This is a genomic window from Aeromonas sp. ZOR0002 (assembly GCF_963866995.1).
Taxonomy (GTDB): domain Bacteria; phylum Pseudomonadota; class Gammaproteobacteria; order Enterobacterales; family Aeromonadaceae; genus Aeromonas; species Aeromonas caviae.
This window is the reverse complement of sequence record NZ_CAWMFQ010000304.1, coordinates 1-23,935: the sequence shown is the minus strand read 5'-3', so window position 1 is coordinate 23,935 and position 23,935 is coordinate 1. Positions and strand designations below refer to the sequence as shown.

At 53.1% G+C, this 23,935-nt stretch carries 19 protein-coding genes; 18 read left to right on the top strand and 1 reads right to left on the bottom strand.

From position 1 onward, the window contains the following. From AACR77_RS16780 to AACR77_RS16710, 15 genes are all read left to right on the top strand, one after another. Positions 1 to 1,260: a lipopolysaccharide biosynthesis protein gene (locus AACR77_RS16780; RefSeq protein WP_042877783.1), complete on the top strand. Its 1,260-nt coding sequence runs from the start codon at positions 1 to 3 to the stop codon at positions 1,258 to 1,260. Positions 1,261 to 1,286: 26 nt separating this feature from the next. Beyond that, positions 1,287 to 2,237 carry a glycosyltransferase family 52 gene (locus AACR77_RS16775; protein ID WP_081999256.1) on the top strand — a complete coding sequence of 317 codons (951 nt, stop codon included), beginning with the start codon at positions 1,287 to 1,289 and terminating at the stop codon, positions 2,235 to 2,237. 187 nt (positions 2,238 to 2,424) lie between these two features. Beyond that, complete coding sequence (locus AACR77_RS16770) at positions 2,425 to 3,528, top strand: EpsG family protein (protein WP_162513455.1); 1,104 nt, start codon at positions 2,425 to 2,427, stop codon at positions 3,526 to 3,528. Continuing rightward, positions 3,525 to 4,373 (top strand): beta-1,6-N-acetylglucosaminyltransferase, encoded by an 849-nt coding sequence (locus AACR77_RS16765; RefSeq protein WP_162513456.1) that lies wholly within the window; start codon positions 3,525 to 3,527, stop codon positions 4,371 to 4,373. The genes AACR77_RS16770 and AACR77_RS16765 overlap by 4 nt, the downstream gene beginning before the upstream one ends. 15 nt (positions 4,374 to 4,388) lie before the next feature. Next, positions 4,389 to 5,198 (top strand): glycosyltransferase, encoded by an 810-nt coding sequence (locus AACR77_RS16760; RefSeq protein WP_081999253.1) that lies wholly within the window; start codon positions 4,389 to 4,391, stop codon positions 5,196 to 5,198. Between the two features lie 101 nt (positions 5,199 to 5,299). Further along, positions 5,300 to 6,415 carry a polysaccharide export protein gene (locus tag AACR77_RS16755; RefSeq protein ID WP_081999252.1) on the top strand — a complete coding sequence of 372 codons (1,116 nt, stop codon included), beginning with the start codon at positions 5,300 to 5,302 and terminating at the stop codon, positions 6,413 to 6,415. 63 nt (positions 6,416 to 6,478) lie between these two features. Beyond that, positions 6,479 to 6,907, top strand: coding sequence for an arsenate reductase/protein-tyrosine-phosphatase family protein (locus tag AACR77_RS16750; protein ID WP_042877746.1), 429 nt, complete (start codon positions 6,479 to 6,481; stop codon positions 6,905 to 6,907). A 55-nt stretch (positions 6,908 to 6,962) separates the two neighbouring features. Beyond that, positions 6,963 to 9,140: a polysaccharide biosynthesis tyrosine autokinase gene (locus tag AACR77_RS16745; protein WP_042877744.1), complete on the top strand. Its 2,178-nt coding sequence runs from the start codon at positions 6,963 to 6,965 to the stop codon at positions 9,138 to 9,140. Positions 9,141 to 9,294: 154 nt separating this feature from the next. After that, positions 9,295 to 9,522: a hypothetical protein gene (locus AACR77_RS16740; protein WP_081999251.1), complete on the top strand. Its 228-nt coding sequence runs from the start codon at positions 9,295 to 9,297 to the stop codon at positions 9,520 to 9,522. A gap of 21 nt (positions 9,523 to 9,543) precedes the next feature. Next, a complete protein-coding gene (locus AACR77_RS16735; protein ID WP_162513457.1) occupies positions 9,544 to 10,263 on the top strand; it encodes a YjbF family lipoprotein in 720 nt (239 codons plus the stop codon). Continuing rightward, positions 10,260 to 11,015 carry a capsule biosynthesis GfcC family protein gene (locus AACR77_RS16730; RefSeq protein ID WP_042877743.1) on the top strand — a complete coding sequence of 252 codons (756 nt, stop codon included), beginning with the start codon at positions 10,260 to 10,262 and terminating at the stop codon, positions 11,013 to 11,015. Before AACR77_RS16735 ends, AACR77_RS16730 begins: the two co-directional genes overlap by 4 nt. Continuing rightward, a complete protein-coding gene (locus tag AACR77_RS16725; protein WP_042877741.1) occupies positions 11,012 to 13,096 on the top strand; it encodes a YjbH domain-containing protein in 2,085 nt (694 codons plus the stop codon). Before AACR77_RS16730 ends, AACR77_RS16725 begins: the two co-directional genes overlap by 4 nt. 168 nt (positions 13,097 to 13,264) lie before the next feature. Then, positions 13,265 to 14,902, top strand: coding sequence for a PglL family O-oligosaccharyltransferase (locus AACR77_RS16720; protein WP_231563056.1), 1,638 nt, complete (start codon positions 13,265 to 13,267; stop codon positions 14,900 to 14,902). Between the two features lie 263 nt (positions 14,903 to 15,165). After that, positions 15,166 to 15,819 (top strand): YceH family protein, encoded by a 654-nt coding sequence (locus AACR77_RS16715; protein WP_039040218.1) that lies wholly within the window; start codon positions 15,166 to 15,168, stop codon positions 15,817 to 15,819. 218 nt (positions 15,820 to 16,037) lie between these two features. Next, complete coding sequence (locus tag AACR77_RS16710) at positions 16,038 to 19,874, top strand: DEAD/DEAH box helicase (protein WP_042877737.1); 3,837 nt, start codon at positions 16,038 to 16,040, stop codon at positions 19,872 to 19,874. 81 nt (positions 19,875 to 19,955) lie between these two features. Here AACR77_RS16710 and AACR77_RS16705 read toward each other — a convergent pair whose 3' ends face one another. After that, entirely contained in the window at positions 19,956 to 20,849 is an 894-nt protein-coding gene (locus tag AACR77_RS16705; protein ID WP_042877736.1) for a DNA replication terminus site-binding protein, read from the bottom strand. A 530-nt stretch (positions 20,850 to 21,379) separates the two neighbouring features. Here AACR77_RS16705 and AACR77_RS16700 point away from each other — a divergent pair. From AACR77_RS16700 to AACR77_RS16690, 3 genes are all read left to right on the top strand, one after another. After that, complete coding sequence (locus tag AACR77_RS16700) at positions 21,380 to 21,589, top strand: DUF1127 domain-containing protein (protein ID WP_010675316.1); 210 nt, start codon at positions 21,380 to 21,382, stop codon at positions 21,587 to 21,589. Positions 21,590 to 21,858: 269 nt separating this feature from the next. Continuing rightward, positions 21,859 to 22,878, top strand: coding sequence for a succinylglutamate desuccinylase (gene astE / locus AACR77_RS16695; RefSeq protein ID WP_042877734.1), 1,020 nt, complete (start codon positions 21,859 to 21,861; stop codon positions 22,876 to 22,878). 271 nt (positions 22,879 to 23,149) lie between these two features. After that, positions 23,150 to 23,935: thiamine pyrophosphate-dependent enzyme (locus tag AACR77_RS16690; protein ID WP_042877731.1), on the top strand; the 786-nt coding region annotated here is incomplete at its 3' end.

Sequence of the window (23,935 nt, the reverse complement as noted above, 5' to 3'; positions counted from 1 at the left end):
ATGAGCTTGTTGAAAAGATCCTCGGTATATTTGTTGTCAAATATCTTGAATGCAATTGTTCCGTTTTTATTACTACCCATTCTCACTAATAATTTATCACCCGATGAATATGGTAAGATTGCTATGTTTCAAACGTTAGTTAGTGGTTTACTAGCGTTGACTGGCCTAAATTCAGTTGGTTCTGCTAATCGTTTCTTTTATGATAAAAATACAAGTCAGAGTGTGAGTGAATATAATGGCGCTTGTTTCCATATACTATTTATTAGTAGTGGCGCTTTATTTATTGTTTTTTTGATGATGCATTCACTGTTAAGTAAATTGTTGCATATTCCTCATGATTGGTTATTGTGGGCAATTTTTGTTTCTAGCTGTACGTTCATTATCCAGCTAAGGCTAGGTCAGTGGCAGATTCGTGAGGAAGCATTTAAGTATGGTTTATTACAAGTAAGTCAGAGCATTTTTCTATTTTTTGTGACACTACTACTGCTATTTTCATTCAAGCAGGGCGCTGTTAGTCGAATTAATGCAATGAGTATAACAGGCGTGCTTTATGTAGTAATTAGTGTTAGTGCCCTGTATAGAGAAGGTTTATTATCTTTAACGAAAGTGAGACTTGATTATATTAAAGATGCATTAATGTTTGGTGTTCCATTGATTCCACATGTAATAGGAATATTTTTATTAAGTTCCATAGACAGAGTCTTGATTAGTGATAAGTTAGGGGTTGCTGCCGCAGGCATTTATATGGTTGGGGTTCAGTTAAGCCTTGGCATGATAGTTGTATTTGATGCTATCAATAAAGCATTTGTTCCTTGGTTATTTAGGACTTTAGCTGAGAATCATATTACAAAGCTGAATAATCTCGTGCGATTCACTTATTTATATTTCATTGTGGTTTTTTTTCTAGGTATACTTTCTTTTTGGGTGGGGCCATATGTCGTCAAGTTTATTGTCGGTGATGAATACCTTGAAGCAACAGGTCTAATTGGTTGGCTCTGTTTGGGGCAAGCGTTTACAGGAATGTATTTAATGGTAACAAATTATCTTTTTTATAAAAAACGTACAGGACTATTGTCGCTGGTTACTATAACATGTGGCATATTAAATATTATGCTTATGGTATATGCTATGGAGTTTTATGGCCTCGTTGGTGTATCAATAGCATTTGCATTTTCTATGTGTATACGCTTTATTGCAACTTGGTTGCTTGCTTTGCGAGTGTGTGGTTTCTCATGGCTTACCCCTATAATGCTAAAATAGATCTCAATTAAATTATAAGTGACTATATGAACTTATTTATTTGTAGAACAATATTTCAAGTGTATTTTGCTAGTGTCATAATTGAGCGTAAAGGTATAAAGGACGTTGTTTTTGTTTATCTTTCTGAAGGATGTTCAGATAGAGAACGTACAATTCTAACTAAATATATTGACAATTATTATATAGTAAGTGGTGATGGTTTTATATCTAGATTTCTCAGTCAACTTAAGATGGTTGCATTTTTAAAAAAATGCATGAAAATTAAAAGGAAAAGTTATAATATATTTTTTTCTAGTATTGATGACCCATTCATTCATACGATAATATCAAAATTTAACTTTGATAATTTTTATTCCTTTGATGATGGCACGGCAAATTATGTAGACAATTCTATCTTCTACGTCTATAAATCGTTATCATTAAGAGTGAAAATAAAATATTTCCTTATGGGTAATAGAATAAAAGATATTGATGATATAAAAGATAGAATTCAATGCCATTACTCTACTAATCATTTGCCAAACATTATAAGAAATGTTGAACAGATTTATCTTGGTTATTCTGAAAGTAATCATATTAATTGTTTGTCAGATAAAAAATATGTGAATATATATTTATGTCCACATTTTGATGAGATATATAAGTCTCCAGAGAAAGTTAGATTTTCTTTTCTGAGTTCGCTTGGCAATGAGGATGTCGTGATTCCACATCCTAGAGATAGTTTTAATTGGGGGGAAGTGGAGGGGGTTGATTTAAAAGCTAATGTCATTGCTGAAGAGTGTGTGAGTGGTTTTATAGCTAAAGGGTATACGATAAATTTATATGGAATCGCAAACTCAACCCAATACCATTATGTTCATAACAAATCGGTGAGTAATTTTGTTTTGGATTTAGGGGAGTTAAATGACGAGTTTGGTGCTGTAATTTTTAGGCAGGTAGAACTTTTTCATCATATTTGTGAAATGCAAATGCAGTAATTATAAGTTGTTGCTCTCGTTATATTGCTTGGGAGGGGAGGGGTTGAACATAAACGCTAATAAATTTATCTTGATGATGCTTTTTTTTGTATTGTTGTCATTACTGCTGTTTCCTCTATTGTCGTACGTATTATCTTCTATCATGTTGATTTTGATCGTTAACAACAGAGAAGAACGAAGTAAAATCATGTTTTCTTTGTTTTTTGTAATATTGGTTCTGTCACACATAGTAAATGAAGTTAGTGTTCAGAAATTCCTTATCAGAGAGGATGATTTTACAACATATTATAGTAATTATTTAGATTTGTTACACGGGAATTATGAAGCCTTATTTGTGTTTGGTGGTGGCATAGAGATTGGTCTGCCAGTAGTTAATTATGTTCTATCGATAGTTGTTGATCAGCCAATGCCATATTTAATACAGGCAATATATATTGCCATTTTTATGGCACTTCTTATATATCTTATATCGATTTCTCCATTGTATGACCTGTATAGTAAGCTAGCATTGTTATTGTGGATCTTGCTTTTCATTAAATTTACTGCAATGCTCACGATAGAGAGACAAGCTATCGCATCATTTTTTGTAATATTTGCTATTTTTGAACCACGGAAAAAATTCTTCTGGTTAATCATTGGCTGCATTTTTCATTTGACATCTCCTATTGTATATTTTGTAACAAAGTTTGTTTTAAAAGTCAGAACTTATAAAAAGGCTCTGATTGCATGTAGTGTTTTATTTATATTCACATTCTTTTCATATAATGTATTGTCTGCGATTAATGCATTGATAAATACTGATAAAATAGGGTATGTTTTATACTTTCTTAACGAAAATGATCTTATCAAAAATGAATTGGTTAAATCAGTCAAACAAATAATTTATATATTACCACTATGTGTTCTTGATCCTATATTGAGATGTAGGGGGATTAGATGGGAGTATGGTCCATCAGTATTTTTATTTTGTATGTCTATGCTCATATTATCAGCCCTTCCTGGAGTCCCATCTAGAGTATTGATGCCGATTGTATTCATTCTATATGGGTATTATTATTATAGTTTTTTTAATCTTTTTTCGAAGAAAATTCAAGTCACTGGCTTTACAATAATTGCAATTTTATTCGCGCTTTATAAGCTGATGTTGCCTGGATACTATTATAGATTCCCTATTCTCAATGTCTATCCGGGGTATTATATGGTGGAGTTATTAGAGGAAGTTGGCTACATAGATCGATTCTCATTACCCAGTGCAGAAGATGTTGAAATTTATAATGGTAACAAATTGTGAATATTGTCTATTTTATCCAGTGTCATAAAAATCTCGAACAAGTAATATTTCTCGTTGATTCACTTAAATTATCCGAATCTGATAAGGTTGTCATACATGTTGATGGGAAAAATAGAAAATTAAATTTTTTGCTTAGGTCACACTATTATAATAGTATTCAGGTTTTTATTATTGATAACCCTATCTCTGTATCTTGGTCTGGTTTTTCTCAAGTTCAAGCTACTTTGAAAATGATTGATTTTGTTTATGTTAATAATATATGTTTTGACTATTGTTGTTTATTAAGTGGTGAAGATATTGTACTCAATGTTGAGAGTTTTAAATCTTATCTTACAAAGTATTCAGGGTTATCATTTATTGAATTTAGAGATGATAGGGAAAAATATTTTTGGCGCATTAACAAATTTAATTTTTGGCGAGAGTCTCGTTTTTCACAAAAGTTTTTTGTTCGAGCGCTATCCTCAGTTTTTATAAAAGTTCAATCATTGCTTGGCGTCAAGCGCTCTAACTTTGATGAAGATGAAATTCATATCGGCAGTCAATGGTTTACTATTAGTAGACAGCATATGGATTTATTTTATAGTGTTATGGACAAAGAGTATCTGAGACGATATAAATATACATCATGTGCTGATGAACATTATTTTCAGATGTTATTCAAATCCTGCGTAGATCCCTTGGAGTATAGGGGGATTAATTTGAGATTTATTGACTTTCCTTATGGGAGTAGTAGTCCTAGGTATCTTTCTATTGCTGACTTAAATAGTATTAAAGATATGGCTGATATATTTATTGCGAGAAAAGTGACATTTCATGTTGCGTCTAGTTTTTTCAGGGCGAAATAGATAGTGGGTTACGTTATGAAATTTTCTGTTTTAATGTCTGTTTATAAAAATGACAATCCAATGCATTTTCGTGAGGCGCTAAATAGTTTATGTAAGTCCACATTTGTCCCTGATGAAGTGGTACTTGTTGTAGATGGTCCAATTGGTGTTGAACTAGACAATGAAATCTTTGAGTTTAAAAAAAATCTTAATATTAAAGATGTTCGGCTTAGTTCTAATTGTGGCTTAGGACGCGCGCTCTCTCATGGTATAGAGTATTGCTCCTATGATTGGATTGCTCGTTTTGATAGTGATGATATCTGTGCAACGGATAGATTTGAAAAACAAATTAAATATATTTCCAATCACCCTGATGTTTGTTTATTGGGCTCTTGGGTGTCTGAATTCGATCATGAACCTGCACAGACACATGCACTAAGAAAAGTTCCTACATCACACACTGAAATATGCGCATATGCTAAACAGAGAAATCCGTTCAACCATATGTCTGTAATGTATAAAAAATCGTATGTTCTAGAGTCAGGTAGTTATCAAGATAACTATTTGTATGAGGATTACGCATTGTGGGCGAGAATGATAAATAATGGCGCTATTACTGCCAATATACCCGAGGTGCTTGTTTATGCCAGAACCGGTAATGGAATGGAAATTCGGCGTGGTGGTTTCAAATACGTTTGTTCAGAAGTTTCTGCACAGATGGGTTTTTATAAATCTGGGTTTATAAGTGAGTTACAACTTTGTAAAAATCTTCTTGTGCGAGTCCCAGTAAGGCTATTGCCTGGCAATCTTCGTAAGTCTGTATACCGTAGTTTCTTGAGGAAATAAGTGATTCCTTGGGAATTTATCTCAGTATTTTCTGTAATTTCCGCTATCATACGGCGATTTTTCCGTTCAGTTCTTGATGGCAAGCTTAATAAGGTGTGGTAGTGAAAAGGATTCAGCTCATTCCTCTGTTGTCGGCCGTGGCCCTGCTCAGTGCGTGCACTGTGGTGCCCGGTACCAATCTTTCCACCAGTGGCAAAACCGAGGTGGCTACAGGTTCCGTTGATGTTGATCAGCTGGCAGATGTCTATCCGGTCACACCGGCGTTGATCAGCCAGATGCGCAAGGCGCCGGTGGTGGGCAAGGCCAACCCCGAGCTCAATAGCGAGATCAGCCGTTACGAGTACCGGATTGGTGTGGGCGACATCCTCAATGTCACTGTATGGGATCACCCCGAGTTGACCATCCCGGCTGGTTCTTACCGCAGTGCCAGCGAAGCGGGCAACTGGGTCCACGCCGATGGCACCATCTTCTACCCCTATATCGGCAAGGTGGCCGTGGTGGGGAAAACTGTGGCAGAGATCCGTACCGATATCGCCAAGCGCCTGGCCCAGTTTATCGAGAGCCCGCAGGTGGATGTGAGCATTGCTGCTTTCCGCTCCCAGAAGGTTTATATCTCCGGTGAGGTGACCAAGCCGGGCGCCCAGCCCATCACCAATGTGCCGATGACCCTGCTCGATGCCTTCAATCTGGCTGGCGGGCTGACCCCGACCGCAGATTGGCACCATGTGGTGTTGACCCGCCAGGGCAAGGAGTTCCCGCTCTCCATGCAGGACCTGCTTCAGTATGGGGATCTCTCTCACAATCAGCTGATGCGTGACGGCGACATGCTCTACGTGCCGCGCAACGATGCCCAGAAAGTTTTTGTGATGGGTGAGGTCAACAAGGCATCGACCCTGACCATTGGTCGTGAGGGGATGAGCCTGACAGAAGCGCTAAGCAGTGCCGAGGGCCTTAACCAGAATGCCGCCAATGCGACCGGCATCTTCGTATTGCGCCCGGCAGGCAAGTCACAGCAGAAAGCCGCCATCTATCAACTTGATTTGAGTGACGCCACTGCGCTGGTGATGGGGACGGAGTTTGCGTTGCAACCCTATGACGTTGTGTATGTGACTACCGCACCTGTGACGCGCTGGAACCGCGTGTTGAGTCAACTGGTTCCCTCCATCACTGGCTTTAACGAGTTGACGGAAGGTATGTTGCGGGTTCGCAACTGGTAACAGTCAATGGATATTGACTCGGGGCCCTTGGCATCGGGTTGAAGATGAAAGAGTGACAGTAATATGTTTGAGAAAATTCTCGTCGTGTGTGTGGGCAATATATGTCGTTCCCCGACAGGTGAGCGTCTGCTGCGGGAGCGTTTGCCCGGCCGTGATATCCGTTCTGCCGGAGTGAGCGCCCTGGTCGACAAGCCTGCCGATCAGGTCGCTAGCGACGTAGCCCTGCAACATGGGGTTTCTCTGGAGGGACATGTTGCGCGACAGCTTAACCGCGCGTTGTGTCAGGAGGCCGATCTCATCCTTGTCATGGAGAAAGGGCATATTTCCGCCGTGACCGCCATTGATCCTGGCGCCCGCGGCAAGACCATGCTCTTTGGCCATTGGGTGGGTGAGTGCGAGGTGCCAGATCCCTATCGCCTCAGCCGGGAAGCCTACGAGCACGTTTACCAGTTGCTGGTGCGTGGGGCCGATGCCTGGGTAAAAAAACTGTAACCACAGCCTGTGCCTGTGTTCGGGTTTATCTGACAATAAAAATGGACTCTGTGTAATGACGACTTCTTCTGTTTCGTCCCGGCAAAACAGTGCCGCGGTGGAGAACGATGAGATCGATCTGGGGCGCCTTCTGGGCTACCTGATCGATGGCCGTTGGTGGATTGTGTGTATCACCGGCTTCTTTATGATGATGGGTGTTGCTTACGCCTTGCTGGCGACACCAGTCTTCAAGGCCAATGCCCTGCTGCAAGTGGAAAAAAAGGCCAGCGGCACCGCTCTTCTCGGTGACATGGCCGATGTGCTGGGTGGCGAACAGGCTGATGCCGCCGCCGAGATAGAACTCTTGACCTCGCGCATGGTGCTTGGCCGCACAGTGCAAGAGCTCCATCTTGATACCGTGGTGACCCCCGATTTCTTCCCGCTGGTTGGGCGTGGTGTGTCTCGTTTGATGGGCCAGCCCTATCCCAAGATGGCGATTAGTCGTTTTGAGGTGGCACCCGAGCTGATTGGCACCCCCTTGACCTTGACCTTGACCGGAGAAAACCGTTTTACCCTGGAGGTGGAAGGTCGGGTGCTCGAAGGGCAGGTGGGCAAGCTGCTGGAAAAAGAGGATGTGACCCTGCTCGTCGCAGACGTTGCCGCACAAGATGGCCAGGAATTTACCCTGGTCAAGCAGCCGTTGCTGGATGTGATTGGCGAGCTGCAGCGGGATCTTCAGGTCAGCGAGAAGGGCAAGAATACCGGGATCATCTCCCTGGCGCTGGAAGGGGAAGACAAGGGGCGCATTCGTGCTGTGCTCGATAACATCAGCCAGAACTATCTCCAGCAGAACGTGCTGCGCAAGACCGAAGAAGCCCAGAAGAGCCTGGATTTCCTGCAGACCCATCTGCCCCAGGTCAAAGATGACTTGAACCGTTCGGAAGAGCTGCTCAATACGTATCGTCAACAGAACGAGTCGGTTGATCTGTCGCTCGAAGCGAAAGCGGCACTGGACACCATGGTCGGGATTGAGAAACAGCTCAATGAGTTGACCTTCCGTGAAGCCGAGCTGCAACAGCTCTATACCCGTCAGCATCCGGCCTATATCGCCTTGATGGAGAAGCGTCAGACTCTGATCAACACCAAGAACAACATCAACAAGTCGATCAAGCGCTTGCCGAAAACCCAGCAGGACATCTTGCGATTGACCCGTGATGTGCAAGTGGGCCAGGAGATCTTCGTCCAACTGCTCAACAAGCAGCAAGAGCTCAATATCATGAAGGCGGGGACCATCGGCAATGTGCGTATCATCGATGATGCCGCAGTTGAAACCCGGGCAGTCAAGCCGAAGAAGCCGCTGATCGTGGTGCTGGCGACGCTGCTTGGAGGCATGTTGTCAGTGGGCCTTATCCTGGTGCGCGCTGCATTCCACCGGGGTGTCGAGAGCCCCGAACAGTTGGAAGAGATGGGGCTGTCCGTCTACGCCACGATTCCCTATTCCGAAGATCAGGCCAAGATAGAGCAGCAGCAGAAGAAGAAAGGTCGAAAAGCGATGGCTCTCAATGAAGCCTTGCTGGCCGCCCGTAATCCGGCCGACCTGGCGCTGGAGTCGCTGCGCAGTCTGCGTACCAGCCTGCATTTCGCCATGATGGAGGCCAAAAACAACATCGTCATGATCTCGGGCCCTGGTCCTGGTCTCGGTAAAACCTTCGTATCGACCAACTTTGCTGCCACCTTGGCCATGGGGGGCAAGAAGGTACTGGTCATCGATGCGGACTTGCGCAAGGGCTATATGCAGAAAGTCATGGGGCAAGAGATGGGGGCTGGCTTGAGCGCCTATCTGGCGGGTCAAAGCGAGATGATGCAGGTGATCAGCAAGACTGGCTTTGACGGGCTCGATTTTGTCTGTCGTGGTGCAGTGCCACCTAACCCCTCAGAATTGCTGATGCATCCTCGCTTCAAAGCGCTGCTGGATTGGGCCGCCGAACATTACGACTTTGTCATTGTCGACTCCCCGCCGATCCTGGCGGTCACGGATGCGGCCATCGTCGGCCAGCATGTCGGGGCGTCTTTGCTGGTGGCTCGTTTTGCCAAGACGGCTGTGAAAGAGGTGGAAGTGGCGATTCGTCGCTTCGAGCAAAATGGCGTGGCCATCAAGGGTATTCTGCTCAACGCGGTAGAAAAGAAAGCCAGCAGTTATTACGGTAATTACGGATATTATCAATATAGCTATAGTGATAAAACCAAAGCCTGATCCGGCTGCAGATAATCGATAAGGGATTGGTAATATTCAGGGAGGCGAAATTGAAGGTTCAATTGATGCCTCCTTTGAGTAATACTAGATAAGACTGAGAGCGTTAACCTTCTCAGTATTATGTTTTAGCTGTGTCAACAAAAAGGAAGATAACATGAAGAAGACTGCGTTTGTTTTGGCCGCCCTGCTGGCTGTCTCTGCTAATGCCATGGCTGTCGAAGAAGCTGGCGGTGCTGCAGGTGCGGGTGCGAGCGGCGCTGCTGCGGGTGTGGCTGGTACCACTATTGCAGTGGGTGCTGCTGCTGCGCTGGTAACTGTGGTTGCGGTATCTGAATCCAACAACCGCAACAACAACACCAGCACTACCACCTCAACCCGATAATATTCAACAAGGCTGCTCTGTTTGAGCAGCCTTGTTTTCTTCTTATCCCTCATGGATGGTGTATTGCGCGTGGCACAGTATTTATCTTATTTCCCCTCCCGATTATTGGCATGGTCAGCCACATTGTTATTGGCTGGCTGCAGCACCTCGACCCATCAGACGATCGAGACTCTGGGTTATGTGTTCAACAAGCCTGATGATATTGTACTGACCTCATCCGAGCTGAGAGCGCTACCCTATGCGAGTGCCTATATCAAGGTGGGCGATCTTCCCCAGGCGTTGGTTGTACTGGCATATGTCAATGGTCCGCGCATGTCATGGATGAGTGCCGATGGTGTGATGTTTGTGACTCAGCATGGGCGCTTGATTAAAACAGTGGGTTTGCCAAATGATTTGCGCTATCTGGGGAGTCTGGATAAGGATCCGCTGAAGATTTCCCGGTTAGACAAGACACCCTCGATGGTGTGGTATAGTGTCGCTGAGTGGTCGAAAAAATACACCAGTGGCTATCCCTTGAGTATGCATTACACGCAGATGGGGAATGAGGTTCTGAATATTATGGACCGCCCCTATAAAACGACGATTGTAGAAGAGCATGTCGTTACCGCCCCGAATGAAGATCGATGGCTGAATCATTTCTGGATCGATGAGCAGACAGGTCAAGTTCGTAAATTCCAGCAGCAATTAGGCCCTTCCTTGCCAATGATCGAAATGACATTCCTTAAGCCCTATTCATCATGAAAATAATATATAGCTTATTGCTCGCAACCTTGGGGGCTGCCCCTGTTATGGCAGATGTGTCCGTATCTGTTTGGTGGCAAGGTCAACCTACAGCAACAATGACTCATCCCCAGTCCATGCTGTTGAGTGACGCGTTGTTAAACTCGGCAGTCTCTCAGTACGATAATTATTGGCCTGTCGCTCATATTTCTACTCCTGCGCGCCAAAAAGACATTGAGTATCAACAGCAAGCCGTGCTGAAGGATCTCAGCTTGCTGGCAACGTACTGGCAGCAGCATGATGAAGCTGAACTCGCCCATGCCGCTTTACAGTTGAATCAACAGTTGCAGCAGTTGCATTTGACAGGGCGTTTCGAATTGCCTGTGGATCCGGATATCAGCCTGGCGCCCTCAGGTGCCAACCCCGTATTGCAGGGGGATTATCAGCTGTATCTTGCCCCTCGCCGTTCGCAAATCTATCTGGCCGGCTTGATTGGTCGCCCTGGCGAGGCCCCGGTTTTGCCTGCGGCAGGGCTGAGAGAGTACTGGAAAAAGCTGGATCGCTTGTCCGGAAGTGATGACACCGGCGCGTATCTGATTTCCCCCAGTGGCAAATCTGAGTGGATCCCCGTTGCCATCTGGAATGAACGCCATGTTGAAGCCATGCCTGGCGCCACTCTGTTTGTCGGTTTTGCTCCGAGTGTGCTGCCTGAGCAATATACAGACTTGAATACACGCATGTTGACGTTGTTAGCGAATCGGATGCCCAAATGACCTATCCAAGACTCTCACTGATTGCCCTGCTGGTATCCTTTGCAACACACGCTGATGCCGACATTTTTGAGCCGTTGGGTCCATCACAAAGTGACTTCGGCGGCGTTGGCTTGCTGCAAATGCCAACCGCCAGAATGGCCAAGACGGGTGAATTCAGTGCCAATTATGTTGATGATGATCAGTACCGTCGCTGGTCTATGTCAGTGCAGCCGTTCGACTGGCTTGAAGCCACTTTGCGTTATACCGACGTAAGAACTCGCCTTTATAACGCGAATCCCGACTTCAGTGGTGACCAGACTTACAAAGACAAGGGCATGGATGTCAAAGTCAGGTTGCTGGAAGAGTCTACCTGGATCCCGAATCTCTCTCTGGGTTTTCGTGACCTGATGGGGACGGGGCTGTTTGACAGTGAGTACATTGTCGGCAGCAAGCGTGTTGGCCCGTTTGATTTCACCCTTGGTATGGGCTGGGGAAATATGGGGGAGAGCGGGAACATTACCAATCCTTTTTGCGAGTGGAAAAATGATTGGTGTTCACGAGATAATGGCTATTCCAGCGGTGGTGGCAAATTTGAAACAAAAAATATGTTCCACGGTAATGCTGCCTTGTTTGGGGGTGTTGAATACCAGACACCTTGGCAGCCACTTCGCCTGAAGCTGGAATATGATGGCAATGATTACAGTAATGAATTTGCCGGGAAAATTGATCATTCATCTCCTATCAATATAGGTGCTGTTTATCGTCTGTTTGATTACATGGACACTCATCTTAGTTATCAGAGGGGAAATACTCTGATGTGGGGTGTTACTCTTCGGACCAACTTTAATGATTTACGTCAGAATCATTTAGATGAGCCTCGCCCTGTGTATATCGCTGAAAAGGCCCCGATAGACTCGTCACACGTTGATTGGCCTGTCATGGCAGGACAGTTTGAAAGCAATGCTGGTTGGAATACAGCATCACTTTATAGTGACCAGTCCACTGTAACCTTGCTGGGTCAACAGCACAAATATAGGGACCAGCAAGAAGCGATCGATCGTACTGCTCTGGTTGCGATTAATCATCTGCCTGACACTGTCGAAGAGTTGAGAGTCATTGAGCGCCAGCGAGATTTCCAGTTGCAAGAGACGGTGATTGATCTCGACTCTGTGCGAAAGGCGAACCAGCCCCAGGTTCTTGGGCAGGAGGCAGTGGTAGAAGAGCATCAAAAAGTACCTGCTCCTGTTCAGGGAACGCTCCGTTACCAATCTGAACCAGAGTGGTTCTCTTATTCATTTGACCCGGCCCTGACGCAATCTTTTGGTGGTCCTGAATCATTTTATATGTATCAGATAGGCATTAATGCCAACAGTGAGCTGCGTCTTTCCGATAAGGATTGGTTACAGGGTACGTTGTTCTTCAATATTGCGAACAATTACGACAAATTTAATTACAAAACACCACCTGCCGACACGGATGCGTTACCGAGAGTACGCACTTGGGTGAGAGAGTATGTCGACTCTTCCAATATTCTGCTGAACAACCTCCAGTTAACACATATGGAGCAACTTGGTCAGGAGTGGTTCGGCCAGGCATACGGCGGCTATCTGGAAATGATGTACGCCGGTGTCGGGGGAGAGGTGCTTTATCGTCCTTTCGGTCAGTCATGGGCTCTGGGTCTGGATACCAACTGGGTCAAGCAGCGTGATTGGAACAACACCCTGAAGATGGCTGATTACGACGTTGCTACGGGTCACTTGACTGGCTATTGGCAGTTGCCTTTTATGGACAATGTCACTGCCAAGGTAGCTGTCGGGCGTTATCTGGCTGGTGACCTGGGGGCCACGTTTGATTTCTCCAAGCGCTTTGACTCCGGGATTGTGATGGGAGCATACGCGACCTTGACGGATGTGTCGGCCGAAGAGTACGGGGAAGGCAGTTTTACCAAAGGTATCTACATCACGATTCCCTTCGATTTGATGTTGATTCGTCCCACAACATCCAAGGGAACAATTGGATGGGTTCCTCTGACAAGAGATGGGGGGCAGATGCTCAGCCGAAGCCATACCTTGTATGACATGACTGAACGTCTGCCGTTGTAAGACTCTTCTCGGTATTGATTCGTTAGTCTAATGAGCCGTGATAGTGTTTTTACTGTCACGGCTTTTTTTATGCATGATGAGGCATAAATGGGAAGAGAGTGCAGTTTGGTTCATAAGGTTTTTTGGGGAACATCAGTCTTGTACTGGTTGCTTGGCATGCATTTTTTCATGCACAACCCGGGCGGGGCAGGGCTCTATCTGCCGTTCAATGCCTGGGGCTGGATCTTCGCCAGCCTGGTGATGGCGCTGGGGTTGTGGCATGTGACCCTCAGCCAGCGACTGGTGGTCTCGCCGCTGCTGACGGCCCAGTGGCTGGGGGGGATCTTGTTGTTGCTGCCCATGGCCTATCCGGGATTCGAGCTCAAGGACTATGCCATTCCCCGGCTGCTGGGGCTGTTTGCCGGCCTGCTGTTTCTGGCAAGCCTCTATCAGTGGCGATTCGGCCGCGAGGCGCGAGACAGGCTGCTCTATCTGCTGCTGGGGGCCGTCGCCATCGAGGCGCTGCTCGGCCTGGTGCAGTATTACCTGCTGGTGCCGGGCAACTGGATTGGGTACGACACCCAGACCAACCGCCCCTATGGCATCTTCCAGCAACCCAACGTGATGGCGAGCTTCATGGCGACCGGCCTGTCACTGGCCATCTGGCTGGAGCTGCGCGGTGATGCCAACCCCTGGCTCAAGGGGCTGCGCTATGGGGTGATCCTGGCCACTTCCCTGCTGCTGGTGGTCCTGCAATCGCGGGTCGGGCAACTGGGCGGCGTGATGGCTCTCTTGCTGCTGTCTGCCCAGCTGGGGCGTGAGCGGCGGCTGGGCAGGATGCTCGCGCTGGTGGCCCTGGGCATTCTGCTCGGGCTGGCCTCGCAATACCTGATGGCCGGAGCCAGACGAGGGCTGGAGATCTACCAGTCCGGCGGCATGCGCTCCATCTACTGGCCCTACGCCGCCAAGCTGATTGCCCAGATGCCCTGGACCGGTTGGGGCTATGGCAGCTTCGAGTCGGTGTTTCTCCATCACTACATGGCCGACAAGGCGCTGAACCCGGCCATGGTGCAGATCGAGTACAACCTGGATCACCCCCACAACGAGTTTCTCTACTGGGCGGTGGAAGGGGGTCTGGCCCCCATGCTGGGCATGGTGCTGATGGGCGGGGCCCTGCTGTGGCGTTTGAGCCGGGCGGGCTGGGTCAAGGGCGCCGCCTTGCTCGCGCTGGTGACCCCCATCTTGCTGCACACCCAGACCGAGTACCCCTTTTACCACGCCATCGCCCTGTGGTGGGCGCTGCTGCTGCTCCTGTATGCGATGGATGCGGAGGTGGAGGAGCAAGACCACGGCAACTGGCGCGACCATCTGTGCCGCCCCTGGTTGCTGCTGCGCTTCATGGCCATCGCCATTCCCCTGATCGTCATCCCCTTCATGTTGACCGCCATGCATACCGCCTGGGTGGTGACCAAGTATGAGCGGGGCGGTTACAAGCAGCCTGCGCTCCTGCTCGACATCGTCAACCCCATGGCCTGGCTGACCCGGGTGGAGTTCGACGTAAACGCGGTGCGCCTCATGGTCGGTCTGCAGGCCAACAACCAGGCGGAGCTTGAAGCCTACCTCGACTGGGGACAGGCCTTCGTGCGCCATACCCCGAGGGCCAACATCTACGCCAACATGGTGATCGCCCTCAATGCCCTGGGGCGCACGGCGGAGGCCGACAACCTGCGGGCAAGCGCCCTGATGCTCTATCCGGGTGAGCCTTTGCTCACCGTGTCGGCCGCAAGAAAGGTGGCCGCGACCCTGGAGCGCAAGCCCTCTTCGTGAGGGCCGTTTCAATCTGTCTACCATCACGGCCGCCTTTGCGGCCGTGATGGTTCTTGTGCCCGCCTCGTTGAAGGGGGAGGGGGCTGGTTGCCAAAGAGGTTCCCGGCCATCCGTTCACCTCGCCCGCGCACCGAGGCCGTTTTGCTGTACAAGGTTGCAGCAAGGGTTTCATCGGCTCGCAAAAATGGGGTTATCTGCTGGACGGCGCAAGCGCCTTGGCTAAGATAACCGTCTTAACGTCTTGTTTGGCAAGGGAGTATGACATGGAGATAGTACTAGGCCCATTAGAGGCCCGCGTGATCGGCTGCCTGATTGAGAAAGAGATCTGCACGCCGGATCAGTACCCTCTCTCGCTCAATGCACTGGTCAATGCCTGCAACCAGAAGAGCAACCGGGAACCTGTGCTGGAGCTCGCCGAGCTGGATATTCGCGCCGTGATCGACGAGCTGATCCGCCGCCGTCTGGTGGTCAATACCGCCGGTTTCAACGCCAGGGTGCCCCGCTATCAGCATCGTTTCTGCAATACCGAGTTCGGCGAGCTGAAGTTCTCGGCCCAGGAGCTCGGCATCATCTGCGAACTCTTGCTGCGTGGCCCGCAGACCCCGGGTGAGCTGCGTTCGCGCACCAACCGGCTGTGCAGCTTTGACGATGTGACCGAGGTGGATGCGGTGCTGGCCACCCTCATCGAGCGGGGGCCCTATGTGGTCAAGCTGCCCCGTGAGCCGGGCAAGCGGGAATCCCGCTACGCGCACCTGTTCAGTGGCGAGGTGGATCTGCAGGCGCTGGCCGACGCGGCGCCCGCTGGCAACCTTGTGTCACCGGCGGCAGACAGACTGGCGGCGCTCGAAGAAGAGGTCGAGCACCTCAAGGGGCAGTTGCAGGGGCTGGAAGCCCGTCTGGCCCGGCTGGAAGGCTGAGCCAACAATCTGTTTCCAGAAGGCGCTGCGGCGCCTTTTTTGATGACCGCGCCCCTCCTGCGGCCCGTTGCCCGGTGGCAGGGGCGAGTGCCCTGTCAGCCCTGTCGCTCGCGTACCCATCAAAGGCGCCAGCTTTTTTGCACTATTTCGCGCTTAAGGGTCGAGCCGCCGCCGCTTTCCCGTTAAAATTCCGCCTTTGCACTTGCCCGTGAGTTCTGATGTCAGCCTTCACCCTCTCTTCAGATTGCCATGCCCTGCTGTGCGAGCTGCAATTGCAGCGCGCCGCCAGCACTCGTTACCTGCAAGATACCCTCTATGCCCCGGGCGCACCCGGGCGTGCGCTGCTCGACACCCTCGATCAGTTGCAGCAGTGGGGGCTTGTCCGTCAACGAGCGGAGCAGCAGTGGAGTCTGACGGCAGAGGGAACCCTGACCCTGATCCTGGCGGTGCGTGCGGGGGAGTGCCCCATGCCGCAGTGGTCCCGCATCCCCTCGGTCACGGGCCTGGAGCGGGCACAGGAGGTGGTGCGCGAGCTCTGTCTGGGAGACGCGGGGCAGATCCCGGCCTATTACCAGAGTGCCGAACTCCTGAGCCTCCTGGATCTCCCCGATGCTCCCCGCCTGCTGGCAGGCTCCAGCCCCGCCTGGCAGGCCCTGCTGCTCGAGCACTTCGCCCTGCAGGCCCTGCTTGACGCAGAGCCTGACGAGGGCTGGCCGCTGGCAACGCTGGTTACCTCCTGCTCCCCGGCGCTCTCTGGCCAGATCCAGGCTCGCGCCCAAGAATGGGAGTGGCTCTGCGGCCCCTTTGGCGGCGAGGTAACCACTCACTGGCCTGCACTGCAACAACTGGCGCAGCAAGGGGATGAGCAACCCCTGGCCGAGCGGCTGCTGGGGGCGCTTGGCCAGGGGCAGGGGCAAGAGGCGTCGCCCTGGCCCCGGATGTTCAGCGCCCTGCTCTGGCTCGGCTGGTTGCAACAGGCAGATCCGGTGCAGGGGAGCGAGCAGCGCAAGAAGTGGCAGCGCAGTCTGGGCCATCACTCCCCCCTGCTGGCCGATCTGCTGGGGCAGTGGGCCGGAGATCGCCACGGCCAGGCGGTCGGCCTGTTCGATACCCTGCAACTGCCGCTGGAGGAGCTCCACTGGGGTTACCTCTGGCTCGATCTCTGCGCCCTGGCGCGCCACGGCGAGCAGAGCCCCCAGGTGACCATCTTGCACAAGTGGGACCTCTCCCACGTGCTGGACGCCGAGCCCCGGCATCGCCTGATGGCCTTCTGCCAGGATCTGCTGCGACTCCTGCTTGGCCGGGAGGCCGCCCATTGGCCCCTGCGCGCGCTGCGCCCTGCTCAAGGGGAGGAAGAGGATGGTACCGAGGAGGAAGGCAAGGCCCCCGCCTCGGCAAGCTGGCTCAACTGGCTGCAGGGGTTGGGACGCTCGAGCGGGGTGCGCAAGCCCCAGGAGCGGCTGGTCTGGCTGCTCCACGCGGAGGGGCCTGAGCTTGAGTGCAAGATCCAGAAGCAGAGCACCAAGGGGGAGTGGACCGCCGGGCGAAGGGTCGATCCGGCCCTGCTTTCCACCCAGTACGCCAGCCTGCTGGACGAGGCGGACTGGGCACTGGTGCGCACCCTGCCGCGCAACATGGGCAAGCTGCCCCGGGATGCCTGGGTGCCCCTGGCAAACCATCCTCGCCTCTTCAATGCCAAGGGGCAGAAGCTGCAACTGGCCGTCAGCGCCCCCCTGCTGCAACTGGTACAGAGCGGGGAGGGCATGAGTGCCAGACTACATCCTGCTCCCGCCGCCCGCGGTGCGCACATCGTCCCTCTGGCTCAGGATTTGTGGCAGCTTATTCTGACACCGCAGGCACTGCTGGACAGATTACCGGCCCTGGAGGCCATTCCGGCATTGCCGCCGGCCGGGCTCGAGGAGCTGCAACGCACGCTGGATGCGATCCCCGATCTCCCCTGGCACAGCCAGGTGGTGGGGCTCAGGGGCAATGCCGAGCTGGCCCCCTGGCCCGGCGTTCCCTCCGTCCTGCTCGACTGGCAGGAGGGGCAGCTCGTGGTCCAGCTGGTGACCCGGGAGGGGGACCTGCCGCCCTTGCCTCTGGGCAAGGGGGAGGCCATCGTGCGCCAGGGTATCCGGGAGTATCACTACTGGCAGCGGGATCTGGCTGCCGAGAAGGACGATGCCCAGCGCCTTCGCAACCAGTTACCCATCGGCCTGCCCGGCAACGAGTGGAAGCTGGACGGGGAGCAGGCGCTCACCCTGGTCAACGCCCTGCCGGAGTTGGTGGACGCCGGTGTGGTGGTGCACTGGCACCAGGACAGCGCCCGCCTCAAGAGCCTTGATGAGGCGGCCCTGAGCCTGCGCATCGAGCGGCGTCAGGACTGGTTCCAGGTGGAGGGGGCGCTCTCGCTGGACGAGCACCAGATCCTCGATCTTCGCCTCATCCTGCGCCAGCTGACACCGGGCCAGCGCACGGTGCAACTCGACGAGAAGACCAGCCTGATGCTGAGCGACAAGCTGGTGGAACGCCTCACCGTGCTCGGCGCCATGCTGGACAACGAGCAGCGCATCAACAACAAGCTGGCCTATCCGCTGGCCCGCCTGCTCTCCGTCATCACCACCGAGGGGGATGCCGCCTGGCAGAATCTCCAGCAGGAGTGGCAGCAGGAGGTGAGCTGTCCCCCTGAGCTGCTGACGGCGCTGCGGGACTATCAGAAGGAGGGCGTACGCTGGATGGCGACCCTGGCCCATCACGGCTTTGGCGCCTGTCTGGCCGATGACATGGGCCTGGGCAAGACCTTGCAGGCCCTCATTGTGCTGCGCATGCGCCAGCACCTGGGCCCGGCGCTGGTGGTGGTGCCCAAGTCAGTGGTCACCAACTGGCAGGAGGAGGTGGCCCGCTTTGCCCCCGAGCTCGAGGTGGTGGTGTTCGACCATCCCGCCGAGCGGGAGACCCTGATCCAGGGGGCCAGGGCCGGACAGATCGTCCTGGTCAACTACGGCATGCTCGGCAGTCTCTCCCAGGCGCTCAAGTCCCGCCGCTGGTCGAGCATGGTGCTGGACGAGGCACAGCAGATCAAGAATGCCGGTACCCAGCGCGCCAAGCTGCTGTTCCAGCTCGACGGTGATTTTCGCCTCGCCCTCTCCGGCACCCCCATCGAGAACCATCTGGGGGAGCTGTGGAGCCTGTTCAGCTTCATCAACCCCGGCCTGCTCGGGAGCCTCGGGGAGTTCAAGCGCCGCTTTGGCAAGGCGGTCAAGGATCCCCAGCACATGGCGATGCTGCGGGCGGTGATCAGCCCCTTCATCCTGCGCCGCCTCAAACAACAGGTGCTGACGGAGCTGCCGGACAAGACCGAGATCATCCATCACATCAGCCTCTCCCCCGAGGAGCGTCAGCTCTACGAGGCGACCCGGCGCGAGGTGGTGCAGCAGGTGCAAAGTGCCGATGGCCGTGCCCTGATGCATGTGCTGAGCGGCCTGACCCGGCTGCGCCGACTCTGCTGCTCCCCCCAGCTGGTGATGCCGGAGTGGTCCCAGACCAGCAGCAAGCTGGACGAGGCGATGGCGCTGCTGGACGAAGCCATCGATGGTGGCCACCGGGTGCTGGTGTTCAGCCAGTTTGTCGATCTGCTGAGCCTGCTGCGCAGCCGTATCGAACAGCGGCAGTGGGACTACTGCTATCTGGATGGGGGCTGCTCGGCCAAGTCCCGTCAGGAGTCCATCCTGCGTTTTCGCCACGAAGCGGTGCCGCTCTTCCTCATCAGCCTCAAGGCGGGGGGCACGGGCCTCAACCTGACCCAGGCCGACACCGTGCTGCACCTCGATCCCTGGTGGAACCCGGCGGTGGAGGATCAGGCGAGCGATCGGGCGCACCGCATGGGCCAGACCCAGCCGGTGACCGTCTATCGCCTGGTGTGCGAGCAGACGGTGGAGGAGAAGATAGTGGCGCTGCACGACGAGAAGCGGGCACTGGCCGACGGCCTCCTGAGCGGCCAGTCCGAGGTGAAGGGGCTGGATGTGGAGAGCCTGCGGGCACTGCTGATGAGCTGACGGCGATGGGCTGTCGCCCGATGTGACAAGGGGAGCATCCGTGATGCTCCCCTTGTCATTTGTGGCGGTGCCGAGCCTGCGCTACCCCTGATAGAGGTAGAGGTGCAGCCGCTCTATGATGGGGTCACCGCCAATCTTGCGATCCCGGCGTGCCTGGCGGAGTTTGGGCGGGTAGTGGCCCAGATGGGTGACGGCCGGCTGGGTATCGGAGCAGAGCAGCAGGGGAAGGCTCGCCTTGATCTGCTGCTTGCGGGGCTCCCTGTCCTGCCAGAGCAGGTTGATCATGGGGTGGGTCTTGACCGGCCTGCGGATCCGCAGGGCGGCATCCGCCGGCAGGCGGCGAATGTCGTATACCTCCTGATCCACCATCTTGCTCCACTCTTCGTTGTCAAAGAGCGCCGGTACATACCGGCGGCTGCGCTCCAGCATCTCCAGTACCTGCTCCCGGCTGAGGCGGCTGATGCTCTGCTTGTCGGCCCAGGTGAAGCCCAGCGAATGCAGATCCCCCTGAAGCCAGGTCAGCTTGCGATAGACCTGCAGGGTGATGACGCCGGGCAGGGCGCCGTGCACCAGCTCGAACTTCTCGTCCCGCCCGCCCGCCGCCTGCACCATGGCCTTGAAGGCGAGCTTGTGCGCGTTGATCTCCTCGATGACGGGGGCCAACACCCTGGCGCAGGCGGCAGGAAAGCGCAGCCAGCCGGGCAGACGGTGGGTCGCCTTGGTGGAGCAGCCGGGGCGGGCGCTGTGGTCCTGAAAGGCTGCGAGGGTGGCGGCCAGGGCCGCCTCGCCCGAGAGATAGCCCACCTCGATGGCCTCGATGGGCTCATGCTCTTCCCCCTGGGCCACGGCCGGGAGGGGATAGACATGAGCCTCCAGCAGGTCGAGCTGGCCCAGTTGCCGGGCAAGGCGTGCCAGCGACGCCTCCAGCAGGGCCATCTGTTGACGCAGGGCGGCGGTGGGGGTAAAGGTGTCCATCGGCAGATCCTGTGTGTGTGCCGCTCCCCTGTTCAGCATGATATTGGGGCAGTGTGGGGAGGCAGCATGATAAACCACTGTATAAATAACCATACCAGTATGATGGCAGGGTGCCAAGTGTCCGGTGCCACCCTGACGATGGGGGTGACATGGGGGCATCCGGTTCGGGTTGCCTGTTCGTATCTTTTTGTTAAATAACGATCTTGTCGCGATCTATTTGTTAACAAACCCTGGTGGCCGAGAGTTTGCACCCTGCTGACTCGGCGTCGTGCCGTGCATAGCTAGCGTGGGAAAGTGCATAGTTAGAAGTGGGTGGCGCAGGAGAAAATGCTGTCAGGCTGCCAGGGGGAAAGTTTCAGCATTATTTCATTTTAAAATCATATGGTTATGGTTATTGCCCTGGCGATATCAACCATTACTTTTACTAATGTCATGTATCAAAATTCGTCAATTGAGGCACCTCCCCGCCCTGACTAAGCTTTGCGCATCAAATCCGAGCCTTGCGCAGAACTAGAGAGAGGAGCCATATCATGGCCAACATGACTTATACCGAAGCCGGTTACCAGCATTCCAGCGAATCGAATCTGGTTGCTCGCGTCAAGATGACCGTCCTGACCTGGCTGGAACGCAGCCGCAGCCGTCGCCAGCTCTCCGAGCTGCCCGCCTACCTGCTCAAGGACATCGGTCTGAACGAAGCCGACCGCTATCAAGAGACCACCAAGCCGTTCTGGCGTGGTTGATCAGCCGGGCATGGATGCCTTGTTTTTCTGCTGATCCCAGGGGCATGCTGCCCGCCTGTCTGCCGAAGACATGCTGTCTTCACCTGCCGATACCCGTTCACCGCTTTCCCTCTTCCGTGTTTCCCCCCGCTTGATCCTGTTGCATGAGTTGTCACTCATTTTCACCATTTTTGTATCCTTACTGTTTGAATTTGTTTAAAAACTGATTTTAAGCCCGGTTGCCTTGCGTATAATCCGGCCATGGCATTCCAGACTAAAGGGTGAGACGGATGATTCCCCAGCATGACTTTTTGGCCCTGACGCGCCGCCATGAGTGGCAGCTCGAGCCTTTCGCCTTCAATCTGACCGACGGTACCCGGGTGAGCGTGTGGGATACCGGCGTGATCTGCCTGGAACCCGCTTCCGAGGCGGGGCAACCCGGGCACAAGGACATCGTCCTCTCCTGCGGCATCCACGGCAACGAGACAGCCCCCATCGAGATCTGCAACCAGTTGCTGACCCGGTTGCTCGCAGAGGAGCTCAAGGTTCGTCACCGGGTGCTCTTCCTCTTTGGCAACCCCGCCGCCATGAACCAGGGGGTGAGGGAGGTGGAAGAGAACATGAACCGCCTCTTCTCGGGCGCCCACAGCAAGGGGGAGGGGCTGTGCAACCGGGAGCGCATCCGCGCCATGCGTCTGGAGCAGTATGTGAGCCGCTTCTTTGCCGACTCGGCTAGGCCCCGTTACCACTACGATCTCCATACCGCCATTCGCGGCTCACGCCACGAGAAGTTTGCCGTCTATCCCTTCCCCCACGAACGCCCCCACTGCAAGGAGCAGGTACGTTTCCTCGGTGCCTGCGGCGTGCGCACCATACTGCTCTCGAGCGGCCCGACCACCACCTTCAGCTATTACAGCTCGCACCAGCACGGCGCCCATGCCTTTACGGTGGAGCTGGGCAAGGTGCGGCCCTTCGGTGAAAACGACATGACTTGCTTCATCGAGGTGCGCCAGACATTGCAGGAGCTGGTGACCCGGGATGAGGTGGCCCTCGAGCCATGGCGAGCCGATGACTTCACCCTTTTTGCCATAGATCGGGTGATCAACAAGCAGTCGGAGCAGTTCCGCTTCCTGTTTGCCAGCGATGTGGACAATTTCACCGAATTTCCCCAGGGTTTTGTGCTGGCAGAAGATGGGGATCGGCAATACAGGGTAGAGAAACCGCGGGAGGCGGTGGTCTTCCCCAACGCCAACGTGGCCATCGGACAGCGCACCATGCTGCTGGTGGTACCCACCCGTTTGTGGGAGTGAATTGATGCCTTTTTGTCATGCTGATCCTGCGCCACGGGCGGTGGCAAGCAGCATGGCGGTGATGGGTATGATCCCGAACTCGATATGACAGGGAGCCTGAACAGGCTCCCTTCTTTGTTTATGCTCGCCGAAAATTCCGATTACCTTCGAAAATAAAAGAAGTTTCTACTGGTCTTACCTGGATGAATCTCGTTGCCCTTTGGTTAACATGTTGTTTACATTTTAAATGTCACCTCATGGTGGTGACGCTGACAACGGCAAGGAGCCAGTTATGACCCATGTCGACATCCCCTTCCTTCGTTACCTCGATGAGGAGGGGCGCCCGGTCGCGACACTGCCGACCTGGCTGGACAAGGCGATGCTGCACACCTTCTACCGCAACATGGTGATGGTGCGCAGTTACGACAAGAAAGCGATAGCACTGCAGCGAACCGGCAAACTCGGCACCTTTCCCTCCCATCTCGGGGCGGAAGCGGTGGGGATCGGGGTCGGGCTCGCCATGCAGCCAGAGGATGTCTATGTGCCCTACTACCGGGACATGCCCACTCTCTACGTGAGGGGCGTGCCCATGGAGCAGAACCTGCAGTATTGGGGCGGGGACGAGCGTGGCAGCGTCTTCTACAAGGCCGATGGCGAGTTGTCGGAAGACTTGCCCATCTGCGTTCCCATCGCCACCCAGATCACCCATGCTGCCGGCATCGCGGCTGCCTTCAAGCTGCGCAACCAGCCCAGAGTCGCCGTGGTGACCATCGGCGATGGCGGCACCTCCAAGGGAGACTTTCTCGAGGGGCTCAACTGTGCCGGTGTCTGGCATCTCCCCATGGTGATGATCATCAACAACAACCAGTGGGCCATCTCGGTGCCGCGCAAGTTGCAGTCGAGCGCGCCCACCCTGGCCCAGAAGGGCATAGGGGCCGGGGTGCGCAGCCTCCAGGTGGACGGCAATGACGTGGTGGCGGTCTATGAGGCGACCCGCGCCGCCGTCGAGCGGGCTCGCAGCGGCAAGGGGCCGACGCTCATCGAAGCGGTCAGCTACCGGCTCGGGGATCACACCACC

Bases quoted from the DNA above. Each gene is read 5' to 3' on its own strand.
- AACR77_RS16710 (WP_042877737.1), top strand. From the start codon at position 16,038: ATGTCAGCCTTCACCCTCTCTTCAGATTGCCATGCCCTGCTGTGCGAG.
- AACR77_RS16705 (WP_042877736.1), bottom strand. From the start codon at position 20,849: ATGGACACCTTTACCCCCACCGCCGCCCTGCGTCAACAGATGGCCCTG.
- AACR77_RS16760 (WP_081999253.1), top strand. From the start codon at position 4,389: ATGAAATTTTCTGTTTTAATGTCTGTTTATAAAAATGACAATCCAATG.
- AACR77_RS16770 (WP_162513455.1), top strand. From the start codon at position 2,425: ATGTTTTCTTTGTTTTTTGTAATATTGGTTCTGTCACACATAGTAAAT.
- AACR77_RS16750 (WP_042877746.1), top strand. From the start codon at position 6,479: ATGTTTGAGAAAATTCTCGTCGTGTGTGTGGGCAATATATGTCGTTCC.
- AACR77_RS16730 (WP_042877743.1), top strand. From the start codon at position 10,260: ATGAAAATAATATATAGCTTATTGCTCGCAACCTTGGGGGCTGCCCCT.
- AACR77_RS16740 (WP_081999251.1), top strand. From the start codon at position 9,295: ATGAAGAAGACTGCGTTTGTTTTGGCCGCCCTGCTGGCTGTCTCTGCT.
- astE (WP_042877734.1), top strand. From the start codon at position 21,859: ATGATTCCCCAGCATGACTTTTTGGCCCTGACGCGCCGCCATGAGTGG.
- AACR77_RS16725 (WP_042877741.1), top strand. From the start codon at position 11,012: ATGACCTATCCAAGACTCTCACTGATTGCCCTGCTGGTATCCTTTGCA.
- AACR77_RS16775 (WP_081999256.1), top strand. From the start codon at position 1,287: ATGAACTTATTTATTTGTAGAACAATATTTCAAGTGTATTTTGCTAGT.
- AACR77_RS16720 (WP_231563056.1), top strand. From the start codon at position 13,265: ATGCACAACCCGGGCGGGGCAGGGCTCTATCTGCCGTTCAATGCCTGG.
- AACR77_RS16715 (WP_039040218.1), top strand. From the start codon at position 15,166: ATGGAGATAGTACTAGGCCCATTAGAGGCCCGCGTGATCGGCTGCCTG.
- AACR77_RS16780 (WP_042877783.1), top strand. From the start codon at position 1: ATGAGCTTGTTGAAAAGATCCTCGGTATATTTGTTGTCAAATATCTTG.
- AACR77_RS16700 (WP_010675316.1), top strand. From the start codon at position 21,380: ATGGCCAACATGACTTATACCGAAGCCGGTTACCAGCATTCCAGCGAA.
- AACR77_RS16745 (WP_042877744.1), top strand. From the start codon at position 6,963: ATGACGACTTCTTCTGTTTCGTCCCGGCAAAACAGTGCCGCGGTGGAG.